The sequence below is a fragment of the Pseudoalteromonas sp. NH0006-46 genome (assembly GCF_057547735.1).
The window spans coordinates 41,160-60,011 of record NZ_BAAJML010000014.1; the positions used below are offsets into that span (position 1 = coordinate 41,160).

Annotated in this window: 22 protein-coding genes; 13 read left to right on the top strand and 9 right to left on the bottom strand. The window is 40.0% G+C overall.

Annotated elements, in window-relative coordinates; all coding sequences use genetic code 11:
* Positions 1 to 42 precede the first annotated feature (42 nt).
* A complete protein-coding gene (locus AC27I2_RS18665) occupies positions 43 to 501 on the top strand; it encodes a MarR family winged helix-turn-helix transcriptional regulator (protein WP_487205141.1) in 459 nt (152 codons plus the stop codon).
* On the opposite strand, the gene AC27I2_RS18670 is transcribed toward AC27I2_RS18665, so the two are convergent.
* Positions 490 to 1,389 carry a LysR family transcriptional regulator gene (locus tag AC27I2_RS18670; protein WP_257903656.1) on the bottom strand — a complete coding sequence of 300 codons (900 nt, stop codon included), beginning with the start codon at positions 1,387 to 1,389 and terminating at the stop codon, positions 490 to 492. The two genes, AC27I2_RS18665 and AC27I2_RS18670, sit on opposite strands and share 12 nt — an antisense overlap.
* 110 nt (positions 1,390 to 1,499) lie before the next feature.
* Between AC27I2_RS18670 and AC27I2_RS18675 the strand changes: the two genes are divergently transcribed.
* The 3 genes from AC27I2_RS18675 to astB all read left to right on the top strand — a co-directional run bounded on the left by AC27I2_RS18675 (position 1,500) and on the right by astB (position 5,537).
* The gene (locus AC27I2_RS18675; protein WP_487205142.1) at positions 1,500 to 2,510 is read left to right on the top strand and encodes a zinc-binding alcohol dehydrogenase family protein; all 1,011 of its coding nucleotides are present in this window, start codon (positions 1,500 to 1,502) and stop codon (positions 2,508 to 2,510) included.
* A 2-nt stretch (positions 2,511 to 2,512) separates the two neighbouring features.
* Entirely contained in the window at positions 2,513 to 3,616 is a 1,104-nt protein-coding gene (locus tag AC27I2_RS18680) for an L-dopachrome tautomerase-related protein (RefSeq protein ID WP_487205143.1), read from the top strand.
* 574 nt (positions 3,617 to 4,190) lie between these two features.
* Positions 4,191 to 5,537, top strand: coding sequence for an N-succinylarginine dihydrolase (gene astB, locus AC27I2_RS18685; protein ID WP_487205144.1), 1,347 nt, complete (start codon positions 4,191 to 4,193; stop codon positions 5,535 to 5,537).
* 59 nt (positions 5,538 to 5,596) lie between these two features.
* Here the strand turns inward: astB and AC27I2_RS18690 are convergent, their stop codons facing one another.
* Positions 5,597 to 6,451 carry a mechanosensitive ion channel family protein gene (locus AC27I2_RS18690; protein ID WP_487205145.1) on the bottom strand — a complete coding sequence of 285 codons (855 nt, stop codon included), beginning with the start codon at positions 6,449 to 6,451 and terminating at the stop codon, positions 5,597 to 5,599.
* Between the two features lie 347 nt (positions 6,452 to 6,798).
* Here AC27I2_RS18690 and AC27I2_RS18695 point away from each other — a divergent pair, with 347 nt between their 5' ends.
* The gene (locus AC27I2_RS18695; protein ID WP_487205146.1) at positions 6,799 to 7,797 is read left to right on the top strand and encodes a DUF4382 domain-containing protein; all 999 of its coding nucleotides are present in this window, start codon (positions 6,799 to 6,801) and stop codon (positions 7,795 to 7,797) included.
* Between the two features lie 228 nt (positions 7,798 to 8,025).
* Positions 8,026 to 8,706, top strand: coding sequence for an SDR family oxidoreductase (locus AC27I2_RS18700; protein ID WP_487205147.1), 681 nt, complete (start codon positions 8,026 to 8,028; stop codon positions 8,704 to 8,706).
* Positions 8,707 to 8,835: 129 nt separating this feature from the next.
* On the opposite strand, the gene AC27I2_RS18705 is transcribed toward AC27I2_RS18700, so the two are convergent.
* From AC27I2_RS18705 to AC27I2_RS18715, 3 genes are all read right to left on the bottom strand, one after another.
* Positions 8,836 to 9,099, bottom strand: a complete 264-nt coding sequence (locus AC27I2_RS18705) for a Txe/YoeB family addiction module toxin (RefSeq protein ID WP_487205148.1) — start codon at positions 9,097 to 9,099, stop codon at positions 8,836 to 8,838.
* A complete protein-coding gene (locus tag AC27I2_RS18710) occupies positions 9,092 to 9,346 on the bottom strand; it encodes a type II toxin-antitoxin system Phd/YefM family antitoxin (RefSeq protein ID WP_282337796.1) in 255 nt (84 codons plus the stop codon). Before AC27I2_RS18710 ends, AC27I2_RS18705 begins: the two co-directional genes overlap by 8 nt.
* 186 nt (positions 9,347 to 9,532) lie before the next feature.
* Positions 9,533 to 9,991 (bottom strand): hypothetical protein, encoded by a 459-nt coding sequence (locus tag AC27I2_RS18715; RefSeq protein ID WP_337849113.1) that lies wholly within the window; start codon positions 9,989 to 9,991, stop codon positions 9,533 to 9,535.
* Between the two features lie 365 nt (positions 9,992 to 10,356).
* Between AC27I2_RS18715 and AC27I2_RS18720 the strand changes: the two genes are divergently transcribed.
* On the top strand, positions 10,357 to 11,670 hold the full coding sequence (locus AC27I2_RS18720) for a M20/M25/M40 family metallo-hydrolase (protein ID WP_487205149.1): 1,314 nt from the start codon (positions 10,357 to 10,359) through the stop codon (positions 11,668 to 11,670).
* A 67-nt stretch (positions 11,671 to 11,737) separates the two neighbouring features.
* On the opposite strand, the gene AC27I2_RS18725 is transcribed toward AC27I2_RS18720, so the two are convergent.
* From AC27I2_RS18725 to AC27I2_RS18735, 3 genes are all read right to left on the bottom strand, one after another.
* The gene (locus AC27I2_RS18725; RefSeq protein WP_487205150.1) at positions 11,738 to 12,535 is read right to left on the bottom strand and encodes a response regulator transcription factor; all 798 of its coding nucleotides are present in this window, start codon (positions 12,533 to 12,535) and stop codon (positions 11,738 to 11,740) included.
* A 133-nt stretch (positions 12,536 to 12,668) separates the two neighbouring features.
* Positions 12,669 to 13,385: an SIR2 family NAD-dependent protein deacylase gene (locus AC27I2_RS18730; RefSeq protein WP_487205151.1), complete on the bottom strand. Its 717-nt coding sequence runs from the start codon at positions 13,383 to 13,385 to the stop codon at positions 12,669 to 12,671.
* Entirely contained in the window at positions 13,382 to 14,398 is a 1,017-nt protein-coding gene (locus AC27I2_RS18735; RefSeq protein WP_487205152.1) for a Kelch repeat-containing protein, read from the bottom strand. Before AC27I2_RS18735 ends, AC27I2_RS18730 begins: the two co-directional genes overlap by 4 nt.
* A 551-nt stretch (positions 14,399 to 14,949) precedes the next feature.
* Here AC27I2_RS18735 and AC27I2_RS18740 point away from each other — a divergent pair.
* The 5 genes from AC27I2_RS18740 to AC27I2_RS18760 all read left to right on the top strand — a co-directional run bounded on the left by AC27I2_RS18740 (position 14,950) and on the right by AC27I2_RS18760 (position 17,322).
* A complete protein-coding gene (locus AC27I2_RS18740; protein WP_487205153.1) occupies positions 14,950 to 15,240 on the top strand; it encodes a TonB-dependent receptor plug domain-containing protein in 291 nt (96 codons plus the stop codon).
* Entirely contained in the window at positions 15,228 to 16,265 is a 1,038-nt protein-coding gene (locus tag AC27I2_RS18745) for a TonB-dependent receptor plug domain-containing protein (protein ID WP_487205154.1), read from the top strand. The genes AC27I2_RS18740 and AC27I2_RS18745 overlap by 13 nt, the downstream gene beginning before the upstream one ends.
* A gap of 24 nt (positions 16,266 to 16,289) precedes the next feature.
* Positions 16,290 to 16,547 (top strand): hypothetical protein, encoded by a 258-nt coding sequence (locus AC27I2_RS18750; RefSeq protein WP_487205155.1) that lies wholly within the window; start codon positions 16,290 to 16,292, stop codon positions 16,545 to 16,547.
* 133 nt (positions 16,548 to 16,680) lie between these two features.
* Positions 16,681 to 16,875 (top strand): hypothetical protein, encoded by a 195-nt coding sequence (locus AC27I2_RS18755; RefSeq protein ID WP_487205156.1) that lies wholly within the window; start codon positions 16,681 to 16,683, stop codon positions 16,873 to 16,875.
* Between the two features lie 57 nt (positions 16,876 to 16,932).
* Positions 16,933 to 17,322, top strand: a complete 390-nt coding sequence (locus AC27I2_RS18760; protein WP_487205161.1) for an EAL domain-containing protein — start codon at positions 16,933 to 16,935, stop codon at positions 17,320 to 17,322.
* Between the two features lie 7 nt (positions 17,323 to 17,329).
* Here the strand turns inward: AC27I2_RS18760 and AC27I2_RS18765 are convergent, their stop codons facing one another.
* Positions 17,330 to 17,965 (bottom strand): methyltransferase family protein, encoded by a 636-nt coding sequence (locus AC27I2_RS18765; RefSeq protein WP_487205157.1) that lies wholly within the window; start codon positions 17,963 to 17,965, stop codon positions 17,330 to 17,332.
* A 348-nt stretch (positions 17,966 to 18,313) separates the two neighbouring features.
* On the opposite strand from AC27I2_RS18765, the gene AC27I2_RS18770 reads away from it, so the two are divergent.
* Positions 18,314 to 18,436, top strand: a complete 123-nt coding sequence (locus tag AC27I2_RS18770; protein ID WP_487205158.1) for a hypothetical protein — start codon at positions 18,314 to 18,316, stop codon at positions 18,434 to 18,436.
* Positions 18,437 to 18,852 lie beyond the last annotated feature (416 nt).

Genomic DNA, 18,852 nt, shown 5'->3' on the forward strand with positions numbered 1-18,852 from the left:
TGTTTTTTTGAGTTAAAGGTATTATCGCGTTGGGAGTTAGGTATGTCGTTTGAGCAATTAAAATTAAAAAATCAGCTGTGTCATAGGCTATATATGGCATCAAATAGCATTGCACGCGCTTACCGTGAGCCTTTAGCTGCACTTAATTTAACGTATCCGCAGTATGTAGTAATGATGGCGCTGTGGGAGCAAGACGAAATAACCATCGCGCAGCTAATAGATAAAACCGCTATTGATGGCGGCGCTATGACCCAAATACTCAAAAAAATGACCGAAAAGTCTCTGCTAGCTGTTATTAAAGACGAACACGACAAGCGTAAACGCCTAATTCAGCTTACCCACAGTGGGCAAGCCCTTAAAAACGACGCCGCTGATATTCCAAAAAATATACTATGTAAGTTTGAAAGTGTAGACCCCACACAAGCCAAACAGCTTATGCAACTACTTGATTTAGTATTAAACGATTTACATACTAAAAGCGATGATGAGTTAGCCAACTAACGCGGTTATTTTTTGTTGAATAAACGCCCTGAATGCGCTGATCACCGGGGTCATTTGGCGCCGGTCAGCGTACATCATATAAAGCGGTAGCGGATCGCTTTGCCACTCTGGGCATAAATGAACGAGTTGCCCGCTTGCTAAATTATCAATTACATCCAAGTACGACTTATACGCAATGCCTTTGCCCTCTAGCGCCCAGCGCCTAACCATTTCGCCATCGTTTACTATGTGTTGGCAATTTAGCTGCACTTTTTGCACCGCGCCATTTTTATAAAATCGCCACTCTTTAAACACTTCACCAAAACGCATAAAGGTAATGGTGGTATGCTGCGTTAAATTAAGGGGGTGTGTAAGTAATCCATTGTTTACTACATATTCAGGAGAGGCCACTAAAATACGCGCATTATTTAAAAAAAGCGGCGCTGCAATTAACTGCGAATCTTTTGGTACGCCAAAGCGAAGCGCAATATCAATTGATTGGCTGTAAATGTCGCTTACTTCGTCACTTAAATGCAGTTTAAGTTTTACATGCGGATATTGCGCTAAAAACTCATTGAGCCATTCACTTAGTTTATTTCGCCCCAAATCGCAGGGGGCCGATACCTGTAGCGTCCCTGTTACTTCGCCTACTGCAGTTTGCACTGCGGCTACACCTTGTTGGATAAGCGAAAGTGAATCTTTGGCGTAACTTAAAAACTGCTCCCCCGCTACACTTAAGCGTAAGCTGCGGGTAGAGCGAATAAACAGCACGTTTCCTAAATCTTTTTCTAGGCGTTTAATAGCGGCACTTACCGCCGCTGGAGTTTGCGCGTTTTGCCGTGCGGCTTCAGAAATGCTGGCGCAACTAGCTACATCTATAAAAGTTTGAATATCGTTAAATGATCGCATATTTTCAATTAAAATTTGAAAGTGCTTTAGTTTTTCATGTCTTTTTCTATTTTTCAACTGAGCTATAGTGCTTACATATTAAAAAGTACTTAAAATCATCAGGAACCCACATGAAAGCATTTGGCTACACCAAAAACACTAAAACGCTTACAGCAAGCTCTATACAAGCAATTGAACTTGATACCCCAACCGCTACCGGGCACGACCTACTTATTGAAGTAAATGCTATTTCGGTAAACCCTGTTGATACAAAAATACGTGCCAATGTAACGCCAGAGCAAGGCCACAAAGTATTAGGTTGGGACGGCGTAGGCATAGTAAAAGCCGTTGGCGAGTCGGTTTCGTTATTTAACGTGGGGGAGCGTGTATTTTACGCTGGCGATTTATCGCGCCAAGGCAGTAATGCGCAATTTCAATTAGTTGATGAACGTATTGTAGGGCGTGCGCCTAAAACATTAACCGACGCACAAGCCGCAGCGCTGCCGCTAACCAGTATTACCGCTTACGAAATGCTGTTTGATCGCCTGCAAGTGCCTAAAAATAAGCAAAATACTCAGCAATCTATTTTAGTTATTGGCGCCGCTGGTGGCGTTGGCTCTATTTTAGTACAGCTTGCCAAGCAGCTTACTGGGCTAAACGTAGTAGGTACTGCATCACGCGAGCAAAGCGTAACTTGGCTTAAAGAGTTAGGAGCCGATCACGTGCTCGATCATTCTAAAAACTTAAACGAGCAGCGCAAAGAGCTGGGTTTAGCTGAGTTTGATTACGTTATTGGCTTAACCCATACCGACCAATACCAAGACCAAATAGTGGAGTGTATTAAACCCCAAGGTAAATTTGCGCTAATAGACGACCCTACATCGTTCGATATTTTAAAATTTAAGCGTAAGTGTATATCGGTACATTGGGAGTTTATGTTTACCCGCTCGCTATTTACTACCGCCGATATAACAGCGCAGCACACCTTACTTAATGAAATTAGTGAGCTTATAGACTCAGGTACGCTTAAAACCACACTTGGGCAAAATTTAGGCCCAATAAACGCCGCTAATTTATATAAAGCGCACCAAATTTTAGAATCGCACACATCACGCGGTAAACTTGTTTTAGAAGGCTTTTAAACATGATCGAGATTAAAAAAATACTTTTAGTTGCAGCCTGCAGCACCGCGTTTTTAACCAGCAGTGTGTTTGCTAATACCGCTAATCAAAATGCTGATTTAAAAACAGTAGCCACATTCGACGCGCAACACCCACCGGGGAATATTGCTATTACGCACTCGGGTTGTAAGTTTTTATCGGTACATGGTTTTTACGGCCAAAAACAAAAAATTATGGAGCTATTAAACGATGGCACCACCAAACCCTACCCTAATGAAGAATGGGCATACGCGTATAAAAACGGCAAAGGCTTTTACGATATACTTGGCATAAATGTATCAGCCGATGGCGTATTATGGATGCTTGATACATCAGGCCCTGATCATGCTGGTCGTTTAGTCGGATGGGATACCCATAAAGAGCAGCTGCATAAAATAATTTACTTAGCTAAACCCACCATTACCGACACCTCGTTTTTAAACGATTTAGTCATCGATAATAAACACGGTGTTGTATACATTGCCGACACAGCACAAGGCAGCCAAGCCGCTATTATTACCGTAAATTTAAAAACAGGTGAGGCGCGCAGAGTATTACAAAATAGCCAATACACCACAGCCGAAAACATCGATATGGTCATTGAAGGGCGCACCATGAAACTAGGCGGCCAACCAGCTCGTTTAGGCGTAAACCCAATCACACTCGACCCAAGCGAACAGTGGCTTTACTTTGGCTCTATGTCTGGCACGTCGGTTTACCGTATTGCCACCAGCGATATTAACAATAAAAGCCTGAGCGCAAGCACCCTTGAGAGTAAAGTAACGCGTTACGGCACTAAACCCATTTCCGACGGTATTATTGTTGATGGCGGCGGCAACGTGTATGTTACCGACATTACCAACGGAGCAATTGGCGTAGTAAAACCAAGCGGTAAATACCAGGTATTATTTAAAGACGAGCGCTTAAGCTGGCCAGATGGCTTTAGTTATGGCGCCGATCATAAAATATATTTTACCGTTAACGACCTACATCATTCGCCAGTATTAAGTAATGGTCAAAACGAGAGCCACGGTAAATTTAAAGTCATGTCGTTCAAACCAATAGTAAAAGGGCAAGTTGGTCGTTAAACACGCTTATGCTTGTATTTTACTTCAACCAGCCCCGCTTACTTTTTGCAGGGCTGAGTTGTTTTTATGATCCAAAAAAGTGCAAATATTGACTATTTTTACCTATTTTGGTGCTAGTTTAATTGCACAAAATAAAGCAAATAAATTAAATAGCTGATTTATATTCATAAAATATTCAACTTAACATTGGCACAATTCTTCCTTAATTAAACACGTGTTTAGTGATTCAATAAGGAATAACCATGATCAGTTTTTACCATACCCTTTATCTTTTGTGGCGTTTAGACATTAGCGTTTGGCAGGTAAACGAGCCAACCAATACACATACTACTGCCGACAAAGAACGTGCCTATGTTAAGTAACACGGTAATGTACAAAAACGCAGCGTAAGCTGTGCAAATAAGCCCAACTGCATTTTTGTACATTATTTAATTTTACACCCTGCCTATAAAATAAAACCTTCCTACTAAATACAACGTATTAAATTAAATATTTAAAACCAATGACTATACGCTTTGCAAGCGCAGCTATTGCGTTGTATTGTTGTTATATATTAATTATTTTTGGAAAAAGTATGCGCGCCTTAGAAGTGAATTTTGATGGATTAGTGGGCCCAACCCATAACTATGCCGGTTTATCGTATGGTAATGTTGCCTCATTAAATAACGCGACAAGCTTTTCAAACCCGCAAGAGGCCGTATTACAGGGCCTAGAAAAAATGAAAGCCATGCACGACAAAGGCCTAACACAAGGTGTGTTTGCGCCTCACGCACGCCCCGACTTAAACGTGCTTCGTCGTTTAGGCTTTGCCGGTAACGACGCACAAGTCATTCATAAAGCATTTAAAGCAGACCCTATTTTATTACGTGCCTGTTATTCGGCCTCTGCAATGTGGACTGCAAACGCAGCAACTGTGTCACCTTCGCCAGATACACTCGATGGCAAAGTGCATTTTACGTCGGCTAATTTAAATAATAAGTTTCATCGCTCCCTAGAGCCTGCTACAACTACCCGCTTACTAAAAGCCATGTTTAATAACGATAGTTATTTTACACACCATACTCATTTACCTGATCAAGGCTTTTTTGGCGACGAAGGCGCTGCAAATCATACCCGACTTTGCGACAGCCACAGCGAGCAAGGCCTAGAAATGTTCGTATTTGGCGCAAGTGCCTTTAACAGCCAACTACCAAAACCGGCTAAGTTTCCTGCAAGGCAAACACTTGAAGCCTCAGAAGCTATTTGTCGTTTGCATAATTTAAAAGAATCGAGCCAAATTTTACTGCAGCAAAACCCCGACGTAATAGACCAAGGCGTGTTTCATAACGATGTAATTGCAGTAGGGAATGAAAACGTACTACTTTGCCACCAGCAAGCATTTTTAAACCAACAAGACGCCCTGCAAGAAATTCGCGATGCCTACACCGGCAGCAAACAGCTATACATAATTGAAGTACCTACTGACAAAGTAAGCATTAGCGATGCAGTAAGCAGTTACTTATTTAATAGCCAATTAGTAAGCCTAGACGATGGCTCAATGCTATTAGTAGCGCCACAAGAGTGCCAACGTAACAGCGCAGTAAACGCCTACATTGAAGAAATGATTTTAGCCGATAACCCAGTAAACCAAGTACAGTTTTTTGACCTGCGCCAAAGCATGCAAAATGGTGGTGGTCCTGCCTGCCTGCGTTTACGTGTAGCCCTTAACCAACAAGAGCTAAGTGCAGTAAACCCAGCGGTTATTTTAACTGACACTAAATACACCCAGCTTTGTGATTGGGCTAAACGTAACTACCGCGATAAGTTAGGTGCAAACGACTTCGCTGACCCTGCTTTACTTAACGAAAGTTACCAAGCACTAGATGAGTTAACCCAACTGCTTAATTTGGGTTCAGTATACGACTTTCAATTAGCGCGTTAAATTTTTTGAAACTAAAATAGCGAGCCTTGGCTCGCTATTTTTATTTATGTTAATAGTGTTTAAATATCTTTATTAACCGTTACTGCCGATGCCATCGACTCAGATATATGCAACGTACGCTGCGGAAACGGAATACTCAGCCCTGCACCTTCTATAGCTTCTTTGACGCGTTTATTTAAATCCCACACAGTTTGCCAGTAATCGCCGTTTAACGTCCATGCACGTAATTGAATGTTCACCGCACTTTCGCCTATTGAAGTAACCATTACTTTAGGTGCAGGCTCTGCAAGTAGTCGGCTTTCTGATTCGGCGAGTTCTTTAAGTACATTTAAGCCAACATCAATAGAGTCGGCGTACGAAATCCCCACCACTATATCCATGCGCCTTTTACCATTACGGGTAAAGTTTTTAATGTTGCCGCCCCACACTTTACCGTTAGGCGATGCGATATAAAGGCCGTCGGTGGTTTTAAAAATGGTCGTAAATAAGTTTATTTCTTTTACTGTGCCTAGCGTGCCGCTTGCATCTACAAAATCGCCTATTTTAAATGGCCTAAGTATTAGTAACATAATGCCAGCGGCAATATTACTTAAGGTGCTTTTAAGCGCCAAACCAATCGCTAAACCCGCTGCGCCCATTAGCGCTATTAAGCTTGCCGTATTAACGCCAAAAATATCTAAAATAAACAGCCCAGCAATTATGTAAACTAAATACCCCGCAATGCTCGATAACAGCGGTAGTAGCGTTTCGTCTACTTTTTTTAATGGCGACTTAGAGTTTTTAATCGCTTTTTTAACCGAGCGTGCAATAAGCGCGCTCGCAACTAAAATAACCAACGCTAATACCACTTTGTAACCTAAAGTGATGATAGTTTCTGAATGGCTTTGCCAAAACACAATAAGTTTATCTTTCATAAATATTCCAACTAGGGGCTGATTATCAGCAAGAATTAAATCTATACACTTCAAAAGAAGTGGCGGGAGTATATAGTAAAAATTTTAAAGCGATAGCATTAAAATAAGTAGAAGGTGTGCCTATTTCAGTAAATTAATTGGGCAAAATTTTTCTTTTTTTTCGCTTAAATTTTCACACTTAAAACCTTAGTGATCACAAATTAGTTAACCTATGGCGTACATACTTTTGTTCAAAAATGCGCAAAGTAAAATAAAAATTAATTTCAAGTAACTATTTTAAAAACCAGTTCAATCTAAATTCAGCTTAGCCCTTCTATAATCCGCTTTATAAACTAAAGGAGTAAATCATGAATTTTAAATCAACATTAGTCAGCAGCGCCGTTCTTTTTGCATTAGCCGGGTGTGGCTCTTCAAGTGATGACAATGGCACAACACCGCCACAATCTAGCGACAAGTCAACCTTTAGCCTTGGTGTGTCAGATGCGCCAGTTAGTGGTTTAAAAGCGGTTAACGTCGTGTTTGATTCAATTACTATTAAAACACAAGGCGATGAAGAATTTAGTTTTGAAACCCGAAGTGAAGCTGACGCATCTCAACCACAAATGGTTAATTTGCTCAATTACACCGGGGACGATGTTTTTGAGTTGCTTAACGATCAAGAAGTGCCAGCAGGAGAATACTCGTGGATCCGCGCTCAGGTTATAAATGGCGATACTAATAACCTTAGTTTCACATCTCACGTAGTATACGAAGACGACAGCATTGCTCCGCTCGTGGTAAAAAGAAAGGGGAATGATGGTGTAGGCGAAATACAACTCGATGGCTTTACACTTAACCAAACTGACAACGACTTTGTTTTAGAATTTGACCTAAAAAAATCGCTGGTCGATCCCCAAAATAATGAGGAGATCTTTTTAAAACCTAGAGGCGTACGATTACAAAATATTTCTGAGTCACAAGAAATTGAAGGCACAGTAAGCCAAGCGCTTATTAATAACTGTGAAACAGACAATATCGCCACTGCAGCTGCAGATTCAACGTTTGGACACGCCGTATATTTATATTCATCAGATGCTCAAATACCTAAAGATATATACGAAATAGATCAGCAAACCCCAGAAGATGCCCCACTTGCGACCGCAAATGTTGTATTTGATCAAGACGATAACCAATATGAGTTTGAGCTTGCTTTCATTACACCGGGAGATTACCAACTTGGCTATACGTGCACCGCACATATAGACGATGCAGAGCTAGAAGATACAGATTTCACTGTTTATCAACTTAAGCAAATTAGTGTACCGCAAACTGAGGACCTCTCAGTTAGCTTTGACATAACACAATAAACGTATAGCGCACTTTAAGGTGCGCTTTTTTTATAAAAAGTATAACAAAAACGAACACTCCACCTTTGCAAAAACCCATTAAAGCCACTCATCTAACATCATCCAAATAATTCATTCGAAAAGTGACCTGCATTCAAGCCCTGTTAACCCAGTACTGTTACAGTAAACAGCACATATTAGTTAAACCGTTCTTATCATTTTGAATATGTAAACATAGGAGAAATAATCATGGCGAAAGAAAAAATAGTCCTCATTACAGGTGCCTCTAGTGGCATAGGTGAAGCAACTGCTAAAACACTGGTTAATAGCGGCCACAAAGTCATACTTACAGCCAGAAGCGAAGACAAATTAACTAAATTAGTACAATCATTAGGTGAAGGTAACGCACTGAGTGTACCCGCAGATGCCACCGACTTTACCGAACTTGAAAACGTAGTAACAAAAGGGCTTAAAAAATTTGGCCGACTAGATGCCGCATTTGCCAATGCAGGTATGGGTGTTTCAACCGCAGGTACCGAAAAGGGTGACCCTGATGAATGGTCAACCATGATAGACATAAACATTAAAGCCCTGCTGTGGACGGCAAAAGCAACCCTGCCCCATTTACGCCAAAACAAAGGTCACTTTATATTAACCAGCTCAGCCGCTGGCCGTAAGCCTATTAAAGGCTCTATTTACGGTGCAACTAAATGGTTTGCTTACGGGTTTGGGCAAAATTTAGCTGAGGAAATGAGCGAGTGGAATGGCCGCTGTACCACCATAGCCCCTGGCATGGTAAACACCCCATTTTTTGATGAAGCTAAACCCGACAAACTTGACCCGCAAGATGTAGCCGATGCGGTATTGTTTGCAATAGAAGCAAACCAACGCAACAGCGTACGCGAAATTTATTTAATGCCGACTAATTAACGCTGATTGGTTGAGTTTGAGCTCTCAGGTTTAATGCCAATGGCGTTAAACCTGATGGTTTTTTTAATAAATACTGGCTGGATAGAATGAAGAATTTAAGATGGGTATCTTGTTTTTTATCTTGTTTATTTAGTAATGGTAACGACACGAGATAACTGTAATTGCTGTATCATCCACGGCATATACCAAACGATTTGTATCATCTATTCTGCGAGACCAGAAGCCTGAAAGGTTTTCTTTAAGGGATTCCGGTTTTCCAATCCCATCAAATGGAGAACGCTTAACATCGACAATTAGCTTATTTATACGTTTCAAGGTTTTCTTATCTTGAGTCTGCCAGTAGACATAACTATTCCAAGCTTCATCAGTCCATGACAATAACCTGTTACTCATCAATAAGTTCTCGTGGGGTCGTTTTGCCCGCTTTGAACTGCGCAATTGAACGGTTTAAATGTTCAGCGTTCGCTGGAGAGCGAAGTAAATGAACAGTTTCCATAAGGCTGTTGTAGTAATCTAATGACATTACAACCGCATCTTCAGTGTCACGACGAGTGATGACTGTCGTATCTGCATCATTAATTACATTATCCAAAACGGCTTTTAGACTATTTCGGGCTTCGGTAAAAGAGACTATTCTCATTTTGCACCTCACTTGTACATTATATAAGCCAAGTTTAGCTGGAAAAATATTACATGTACAGGATGCTGTGCATTACTTTGCCGTAGTAGCAAATTTCTAAATAAGGCGCAAAGACATACGAGCTAAAATATTTGATGAACGAGCAAAAACCAACTGTTTTTTGTCCGTTTAAGCAACTTGTATGGGTTACAAAACATCTTGTTTGATTGAGTGTGCTTTGAGTTCCTTAGATATTGAATTTCGATCCATTTTTTCAGGTAATAAGAATGTAATTTCACTATCATCAGTAAACTTAAAAACGATGCCTTTAAAAATAAACCTGTATGAAGAGATCAGTTCCCAAGGTATCAAAGTAATGTTATCCGCTTTAATTCTAACAAGGCCTTTGGGGCCTGAGTCAATTTTAACTGGTGACAGCCAAGTAATCGTATACAAGACCCAAGCTAAAATGAAACCTCCCACAGGCGCAATCCAAATAATTTTAGTTACGTGATGGATAAAGTCATCTTTAGTCAGCAGACTTATTGCGGCCAAAAAAACAAAAAACAGCGTCCATAATAAGCAACTAATTAACAGCCCCTTTGAAATGAGGCTGTATTTCTCTTGATTTTGGATTGATTTAATCCAAGGTTCAGTCCATTTCATTGCCTAATTTTAACCCTAACAATTTAGTCTACGACATTTGTCGCTTTACAAACCGACAAATGTCTTTATATACAATAATTTATCCTAGCTATAAAATAAACATCTGTAAACAGATAGTTAGCTTCGCCTTACCTTTCCTAAATACAGCAAAAACCCAAATTGGTAGAGAGCAGTAATATCAAGTAAATTACTGTTTAGTTGTACTAGTTGAATATTAATATCTGTGTTTAAACCAATAACGCTTACACTCCATACATCTTATGCTTGTAACTTGTTATTATTTTAAAAGTCATAAACCACACCTATTGAACCCTTTGTATTTTTACTCCATATTAGCTGAACTATTCTCCAATTATTAGGCTGTTATGTCACTTTTAAAATTTAGCCAAGCACTTATATTTACCCTTGCGAGTACCCTTTCGCTTACAAGCTATGCGGCGCTTGATAAAAACGAGTGTGAAATAGTAAAACAAGTTGAGCAAAACATGCCTCAAGCACTTGAAGAGATAAAACAAGCGGTAAACATTAATAGCGGCTCGCTTAATATTGAAGGCGTAAAAAAAGTAGGCACACTTGCAAGCGAGCAACTAAAAGCGATTGGTTTTAAGGTTGAGTGGTTAGATGGCAGCGCGTTTAACCGTGCTGGGCATGTACTCGCTACGCATGAGAGTAAAAAACCCGATGCAATAAAAATACTGATGATCGGCCATCTAGATACGGTGTTTGCCAAACACGATAACTTTACTACCTATAAACAAATTGATGAGAACACTGCGAGCGGCCCAGGTGTAGCCGATATGAAAGGCGGCAACACTATAATAATTACCGCGCTTAAAAGCCTGCAAGCTCTTAATTTACTTGAAAACGTAAGCATTAAAGTACTGCTTACGGGCGATGAAGAAAGCAGCGGTCGCCCACTTAGCTTATCTAAACAGGCCATTGTTGATGGCGCAATTTGGGCTGACGTAGCGCTTGGCTATGAAAATGGTGATAACAATATTAAAACCGCGATGGCGGCGCGCCGTGGTTATACTGGCTGGACATTAAATGTAACGGCCAATGCTGCCCATTCATCGCAAATATTTAGTGACAATGTGGGCTATGGCGCTATTTACGAGGCGTCGCGTATTTTAAATGACTTTAGAGAGCAACTTGCCACGCAACCTAATTTAACCTTTAACCCTGGGCTTATTGTGGGTGGCACTGATGCACAGTACGATAGTGCTAACTCATCCGCCACGGCGTTTGGTAAAAGTAACGTAATTGCACAAACCGTGTATGTAGCGGGTGATTTACGAGCGCTTTCGCCAAAGCAGGTAGAAGGCGCTAAAAAAGTGATGCTGCAAATAGTGGCTAAAAGCTTAAATGGCAGCCATGCTGAGCTTATTTTTGAAGACGGCTACCCACCAATGGGGCTCACCGAAGGTAATAAAAAGCTGCTTGCACTGTATAGCCAAGCAAGCCAAGACTTAGGCTATAACAAAGTGGTGGCTGCAAACCCTCGTAATGCCGGCGCTGCTGATATTTCGTTTGCTGCAAACCATGTTGATATGGCGCTTGATGGCCTAGGACTAATGGGCAGTGGCGCGCACACTAAAAACGAAACCGCCGATTTAACCAGTTTAAATAAAAACACCGCTAAAACAGCGCTGCTTATTTATAGATTAGGGAAAATGTAAAAGTATTTAAAAACGAGTGCTGTTATTTTTGCACTCATTTTAAATACATGTGATGAAAAAATGTCTATCACGACATTATTTTAAAGAGTAAATCTCGCACTGTTGCGGGTTCAAACGGTTTATCACAAATGGCATCAACGCCCGCTTGCGCAATATTAGCTAGGTGGGTGTCGTTTGCCTCTGAGCTCACCATTAAAATAGGAATATGCGAGTAAGTATTTGAGCCACGTACTGTTTCGGTTAACTCGCGGCCATCCATTTCCGGCATGTTATAGTCGGTAACAATCAAGTCGAACGACTGCTCGTTAAGTTTTTCAATTGCTTGTTTACCATCTTCTGCTTCAACCGGGGCTGGAATTCCCATACCAGCAAGCACACGAATAATATGCTTGCGCGCAAAACGACTATCATCAACAACAAGTACACGTAAAAGTGTGACATCAAAGTGCTCTAGTTCTACCTCTTCTTCCGTAATTATATCGAGTGTTGCTTTTAATGCGCGTGTAATTGCATCTGCACTGAATGGCTTAGGTAAAATAGCTAATACGCCCGACTGCCTTAATTGCTCTAGGTATTTTTTATTTCTTTCGCTCGAGATCAACATAAACGCTTGGCTTTCTGTGCGCGGATTTGAGCGAATATTTTGTAACAGAGAATCTGCAGTACCATCGGCTAGGTACATGCTACTAATAACTAAATCTGGGTGATACTTTTCTAGCAATGCTAATGTTTGCGCTTGATTACTTGCAGTTTCTACTTGCGTTACTCCACATTGAGTTAGTGATTTGATTATCAGTTTTTGCTGAACCTCTGACGGCTCTACTAATAATATTGATAAATTGGCTATTGCAGTTAAATCACTCATGTAACTCTCTTAGGTCATGTTTTTTAAACGATTTCAGTTTTACAGTATCATTATAAAACAACATGTATCACTGGGGTTAACAAAACGCATATTTTTAAGTATTTATTTGTAAGTTTTAAATTACATAAATAAATTAGCAATGCTGAATATACTCAAGTGCAGTCATTTTTTTATAGCTTACATTTGGGTGTAAAACATGCGCGGGATTAGGACCTACCACCTCAATAGGGATGCTGTAAGTACGAGCTATTTCAATTGCCATTTGAGTGATATTGACACTAAATGAGGTGCCTATAAATACCATTTTATCGGCATTGAGCATACGTTGCTGTGCTTCGGTTATTCTGTAAAGCTCGGTGTAGTATTCATCAAATAATAAAACAAAGGGCTTAAATGAATGGTTTAACTCAGGCGTTTGGTTTTGAATATTAAATAGCTCAAAAAGAGAGTCATGCAGGCGGCTTTCGTCTACGCTATCCCATGGGGTCATTAGCGGTTTAACTGCTTCGCCTTGTTCATGAAATAACGTCATTTGATCGAGCCTGCCATGTATAGCAATGTAATTTTTATTACCAGCTTTGCCATCAAGCCCATCTATATTTTGGGTTATTAAGTTTTTATCGCTAAGCCAGTGGTGTACGTCGTTAGGGCCATGGTTACGATACGTTGCAAAGCGGTTGTAATACCAGGCTAAAAACTCGCGCGGATTGTTTTGATACATAGCACGCGTGGCCATTTCCATAGCCGTATAGTTTTTACTGCCTATAGTCCAAAAGCCATCTTCGCCCCTAAAAGTAGGTATACCACTAGCAGCGCTTACTCCTGCACCGGTAATATAAAGCGTATTCACTGTGCTACCTCATAACCTGTTACATCGCTTATTACTTGTTGTTTGTTGTTCATACCTCCAACACGATATAAAGCCCCGTTGTGCTCAAGTAGCCCGCGGTGATCCATAGTGCCTCCGGCTAAAGGCGATAAAACTTGCCATGAATTTTGCTCAATATTAAAACGCCACACGTGTTTACTTGCCGGTGCTGGCTTTTTATCATAACCAATGCCGTTATAGTTATAGGGGTTGTTAGAACCAGCCATCATGTAAATGTTGCCATTGTAACTTGTAGCAGCCATACGGTAATGCGACTCACCTGTAGGATGAGGTAACGTGCGCCAATCTATTTTTTGCACATTGTTAGCATCTATTGTGCCTTTTAAACACTGCGCAACACCTGTAAACGAGCGGCGTGAATCTGGGTTTGCTTGGGTTTTAACGCCATCGCATATAACAATAGTGTTACCACTAATAGCAGCTGCTTGGCCAAATACAGGCTCGCCTAAAAAAGGTGATGCCTGTTGCCATGTGTTGGTTTGGGTATCGTATACCTGTACTAAATTTACGTTACCATCGTTATGCCAGCCGCTAATCAGGTAAATGTAGCGCTCTTTGTAGCTCAGCGCTACACTGTCATCTACCGGTACTGGCATGCTTGCAAGGTGTTTGTATGTATTGCTTTTTATATCAAAACGGTAAACATCGGGACTTGAAATTTCAGTATGGTCGCTATCTACCGTATAACCACCAAATACATAGGCGTATTCACCTAAGCCCACAGCAGTACTTGCTAAGCGCCCTTTTAGTGGCAAACTTGAAGGCACACTCGCTTGCTGCTGCCATGCGCCCTCACCTAATTTAAGAGAAAACACCTTGTTGTGTACATCGGTATGTTGTTTGTTTTTACCCAGCCCCATAAAACTTAAAAAGTAGCTTTGGTTTTGTACTGTAACCTTAGCTACGGCATTGTTTGCAACGGGCTCAGGTAAAACAGGAAGACTAGCTAGCAGTGCAGAAAAAATAAAACTCATATAATATTCTGATAATCGTTAAATGCAGCAAGATTAATTTATTTTTTAACCCTGAACCAGTATTGATAGGCTTTATTGAGAATAAATTTAATTACGCCACCATTAGGGATCACCATCATTTTAATTTATCAAAGCATTTTTATGCGAAACAACCTGATTTAGGTGGCAAAAAGCAATCAAACATGGGCTTAATACTTTCGTTATAAGATAATATATATAATCAATCATTTAAACCTACATTTAGTAATGATGTTATTTTAACCAAAATTGCTATATGAGCTAATGATATACGAATAAAAGTAGTCTCGATTTTTATTAATGACGATAACGTATTTTCTATGTTTAAAGCTTTTACGATGTTAATGTAATGTTTTAAAAAGCAACCTCGCTTATATAATCTTTGACTAGGTAGGAGATCCTTAGTGAAATTTTCGTATCAATCACTATGGCCATTTTTATTATTATCGCCGCTTGTGATTGCAGACCCTTTTGAAGACACAGAGCTAGACCTTAGCGCATTAATGGAAATGGATGTGTAAGTAACGTCTGCAATGAAGCGAGCACAGTCTGCATTTAATACCGCCTCGTCAATCTATGTATTAAGCAAAGAACAAATATATAAGTCGGGTGCAAACTCAGTACCTGAAGCGCTAAAAATGGTGCCAGGTCTTATAGTTAGGCAACTTGATAATAACCAATGGGCAATTTCTTCGCACGGTGTTGCTTCTCGATTTTCAAGTAAACTTTTAGTTATGGTGGATGGCCAAGCTTATATACACCTAAATTTGCTGCTGTCTACTGGGAAACACTTAACGTCCCACTTTATGATATGGAACGAATAGAAGTTATTCGCGGTCAAGGCGGCTTATTGTGGGGCACAAATGCAAATAATGGTGTTATCAATATTATTACTAAAAACAGTATTGATACCCGTGGGGCCTATGCAAATGCTACTACGGGTAATCAAATAAACATTAATACCAATGTACGCTATGGTAACGATTTAGCTAATAAAGGAAGCTATCGTATTCATGGCCATGTAAAAAATGCCAATGAATCAAAAAAAGGAATTTCGTTAGAGCCTACCGACACAGCAAAACAACATTCTTTTGGTTTTCGTACTGACTTTACACCTAGCGATGAATGGTCAGCATTGGTTCAAGGCGACTTTACTCACTCAAACCTAGGCCAAAACTTTCGTGGAGTCATTGACGCAACTAATAAAAACGTTTTATTTTCGGATGACTTATCACGCACAGATTCGCGTGTTATGGCGCGCCTTGAAAATAGAATATCACCAGATGCCAATCAAATGTTGCAGGTATCGTGGTTGAAGCAAAGTGGTAATCAGACCTATATAAAAGAAAATTTTGAATCTATAGACATAGACTACCAAATGAACTTTTTATATAACTCTTTGCAGCTAGATTGGGGGCTAAATTATAGGTATAACAATATCTCTTTTGACGAGAGCCTATTTTTAGACAGTGATAAAAACCTTAACAACCTACAACAGTATGGCGGGTTACTTCAGGCTCAATACAATGTAATACCTAACTCTCTAGACCTTATTATTGGCACTAGGCTCGATCACAATGACTTAACTGGTTGGGAAAACCAACCATCAGCTAGGGTTATTTATAAGCCACAAGAAAACCACCTAATTTGGGGAGCCATATCTAGAAGTGTTCGTACACCAACCCTTATAGAGTTTAATGATGACTATAAAGTGAATGGCACGGTTGTAGAAGAGGCGCTCGGAGGAAGTGCTGGGATTAGAGCTATTGATGAATATGCGATTGCAACTTTCCTCAATGGCAACGACAACGTTGAATCAGAAAATTATGTTTCATACGAGTTGGGCTAGCGCTTTGAAAGTGAAAACACCTCTGTGGACTTTTCTGCATTTCATACCGATGCCAATAATATAGCTGCAATTAGATTTAACACCGATCCTAATCAATTTTTGCCCGCTATACGTTTTTTTCAACTCGGTCAATTTGAACAAGCCGCATTTGCGCTTACTCAAACCCGTGTTGACCTTGATATTGTATCAGAGGGTGAAACAACAACTAACGGGGTTGATATAGTCGCCACTTGGCAACCTTTTAATAACCTAAGTACAGAACTAGGGTATAGCGCCAAATGAATCTGAGGTTAGATATCAAGATTCTAAAACTGTGGCCAAATTTTATTGACCACTTGAATCTTGAGGCTTTGGATGATTAGCTATCTCCAAGCTCTAAAATCAGTGAGGATGTTGTACCACGTAATGTTTAACATTGAGCTGTAGATTATCCCCTGATTTTACTTTCTACATACCCATAGCAGAAAAAAATGGATTAATAACTGATATTAGTAAATGGGTTGAGTCTCAAGCAATACAAGACTGTATTTTATTTAATACACTTTCAAATAAGCTGATCCAAGTAAGCGTCAATACCTCACCACTTGAAATTGATCGTTCAGGAGAATGAGTTGGTGGATGGATACAGGCTATTAAGCAACATAACTTACCCGCACACTCAATTTTAATTGAAGTAACAGAGAATACTTTAATGGGTACTGACGCAGAGTTTAAAAGACAGTTAAAGCACCTAAGTGAATTTCAGATAGATGTTGCTATTGATGACTTTGGTGTAGGGTATTCATCACTGGCTTATTTACAACGGCTAGATATCGACATACTAAAAATTGATCGCTCGTTTATAAAAGACATAGAAACAAATGAAAACAGCATTGCTCTGGTAAAAGCTATTATTACAATGGCTCATAACTTAAATGTAGAAGTCGTTGCTGAAGGCGTAGAAGATCAAAAACAATATTTGTTACTGAAACAGTTAAATTGTGACTACATCCAAGGATACTTTTTTTCAAAGCCTGTATCAAAACAAGAATTTGTTAAATATTTTATCGATAAATAACCACTCTCTAAAACCAGCGGGGTACAAGCTGCGAATATTGCTTATACTCAGCAGTAAAGCTCTCGGATAAATGCTTTTCTTCTACCAATGTTTGCCTGTGAATAGCTACAACTCCAACGATTAAACATACCAAACTAAATATACTCGGTAATGCTAAGAAAAACCCTACTTGAGCTGCTATAACACCCAAATACATAGGGTTTCTTGAAAACTGATAGAGTCCTTTTGTTTTTAGTATTCGTGGACCGTTTGGATCAACTCCTGAGCGCCATAGTGAGGCCATATTAAAATGAACTATCATTGACAAAGCAAACCCAGCTGTGAGCAGCGCATTACCAAACATAACGCTAGGCCAGCCATTCAGACCAGTAAAAACACCTAGGTAATTATCAAGCGATGGTATAAACACCCGCAATACACAAATAAACCATATTAACGCCCTAAAAAACTTAAACGCAGTGTGATTCCACCAACTTGCACAATACTTAACTCCAGGAAAAACAATGCTTTCTTTAGAAGTACGTGTCACATAAATAATTCTAAATGTATAAAAACCAGCTACAAAGGTATAAAACAAAGCAAGATAAATACGAGTAAACTCTATTAAAGAAGATGAGTCATCAATAAGTAAGGAGAAAGGCATAGAAGACCCTGAATGAGTAATAGCGTTAACGAAAGAAGAGCATAAAGCCCATAAGGCTTATTAACAAGTAAAGTTAAACAAAATCTACAAAAACTTACTTTTATAGCAAGTACATATTAATCACTACGCTTTATTAAATCGCTAGTATTTTTTATATTATTACGCTCCTTAAGTAATTACATGGGCAAATAAAGCTGTAAAATAACAACACCATTATTGTGCAGTACAGCCTTGCGGGGATTCACCTTTCGCTGTTTCGTTTGATTACTGGGCTCGGCATGAAAAACCTTAAACAACAAACAACCCGTCACATTGCTGTAACGGGTTTTTCTTATTTGGAGCCTTGCAATGCCGAAGTGCCCACAGCGTTGGAAGGTCACAGTGGAATGGGTTACTATCATGGCCAATGCATTGGATAGCCAAAACATTGCTCACAAAGAAGCGCTTCGCTCAAGAGACGCTCCGCTTTAAAGAGGAAAATGCTGAATATTACTTTTCTATAGACGTAAAAAAGCCCGACTCTTTTGAATCGGGCTTTCTTGTATTTGAAGTCGGTGCGCTACGCAGTAGAATTTTGTGGTGCCCACAGCGTGGAGAGCCACAGTGAAATGCTGCACTACCATCGCTCAATGTATTGGATAGTCAAAACACTGTTCACAAAGAGGCGCTTCGCTTAAGAGACGCTGCGCTTTAGAGAAGAAAGTGCTGAATATTATACTTTTCTATAGACGTAAAAAAGCCCGACTCTTTCGAATCGGGCTTTCTTGTATTTGAAGTCGGTGCGCTACGCAGTAGAATGTCCTACTTTCACATAGCAAATGGGACACTATCATTGGCCGGGGCTCGCCTTCTAGCTGTTTAACTTCACTATTGAGCTCAACATGGGG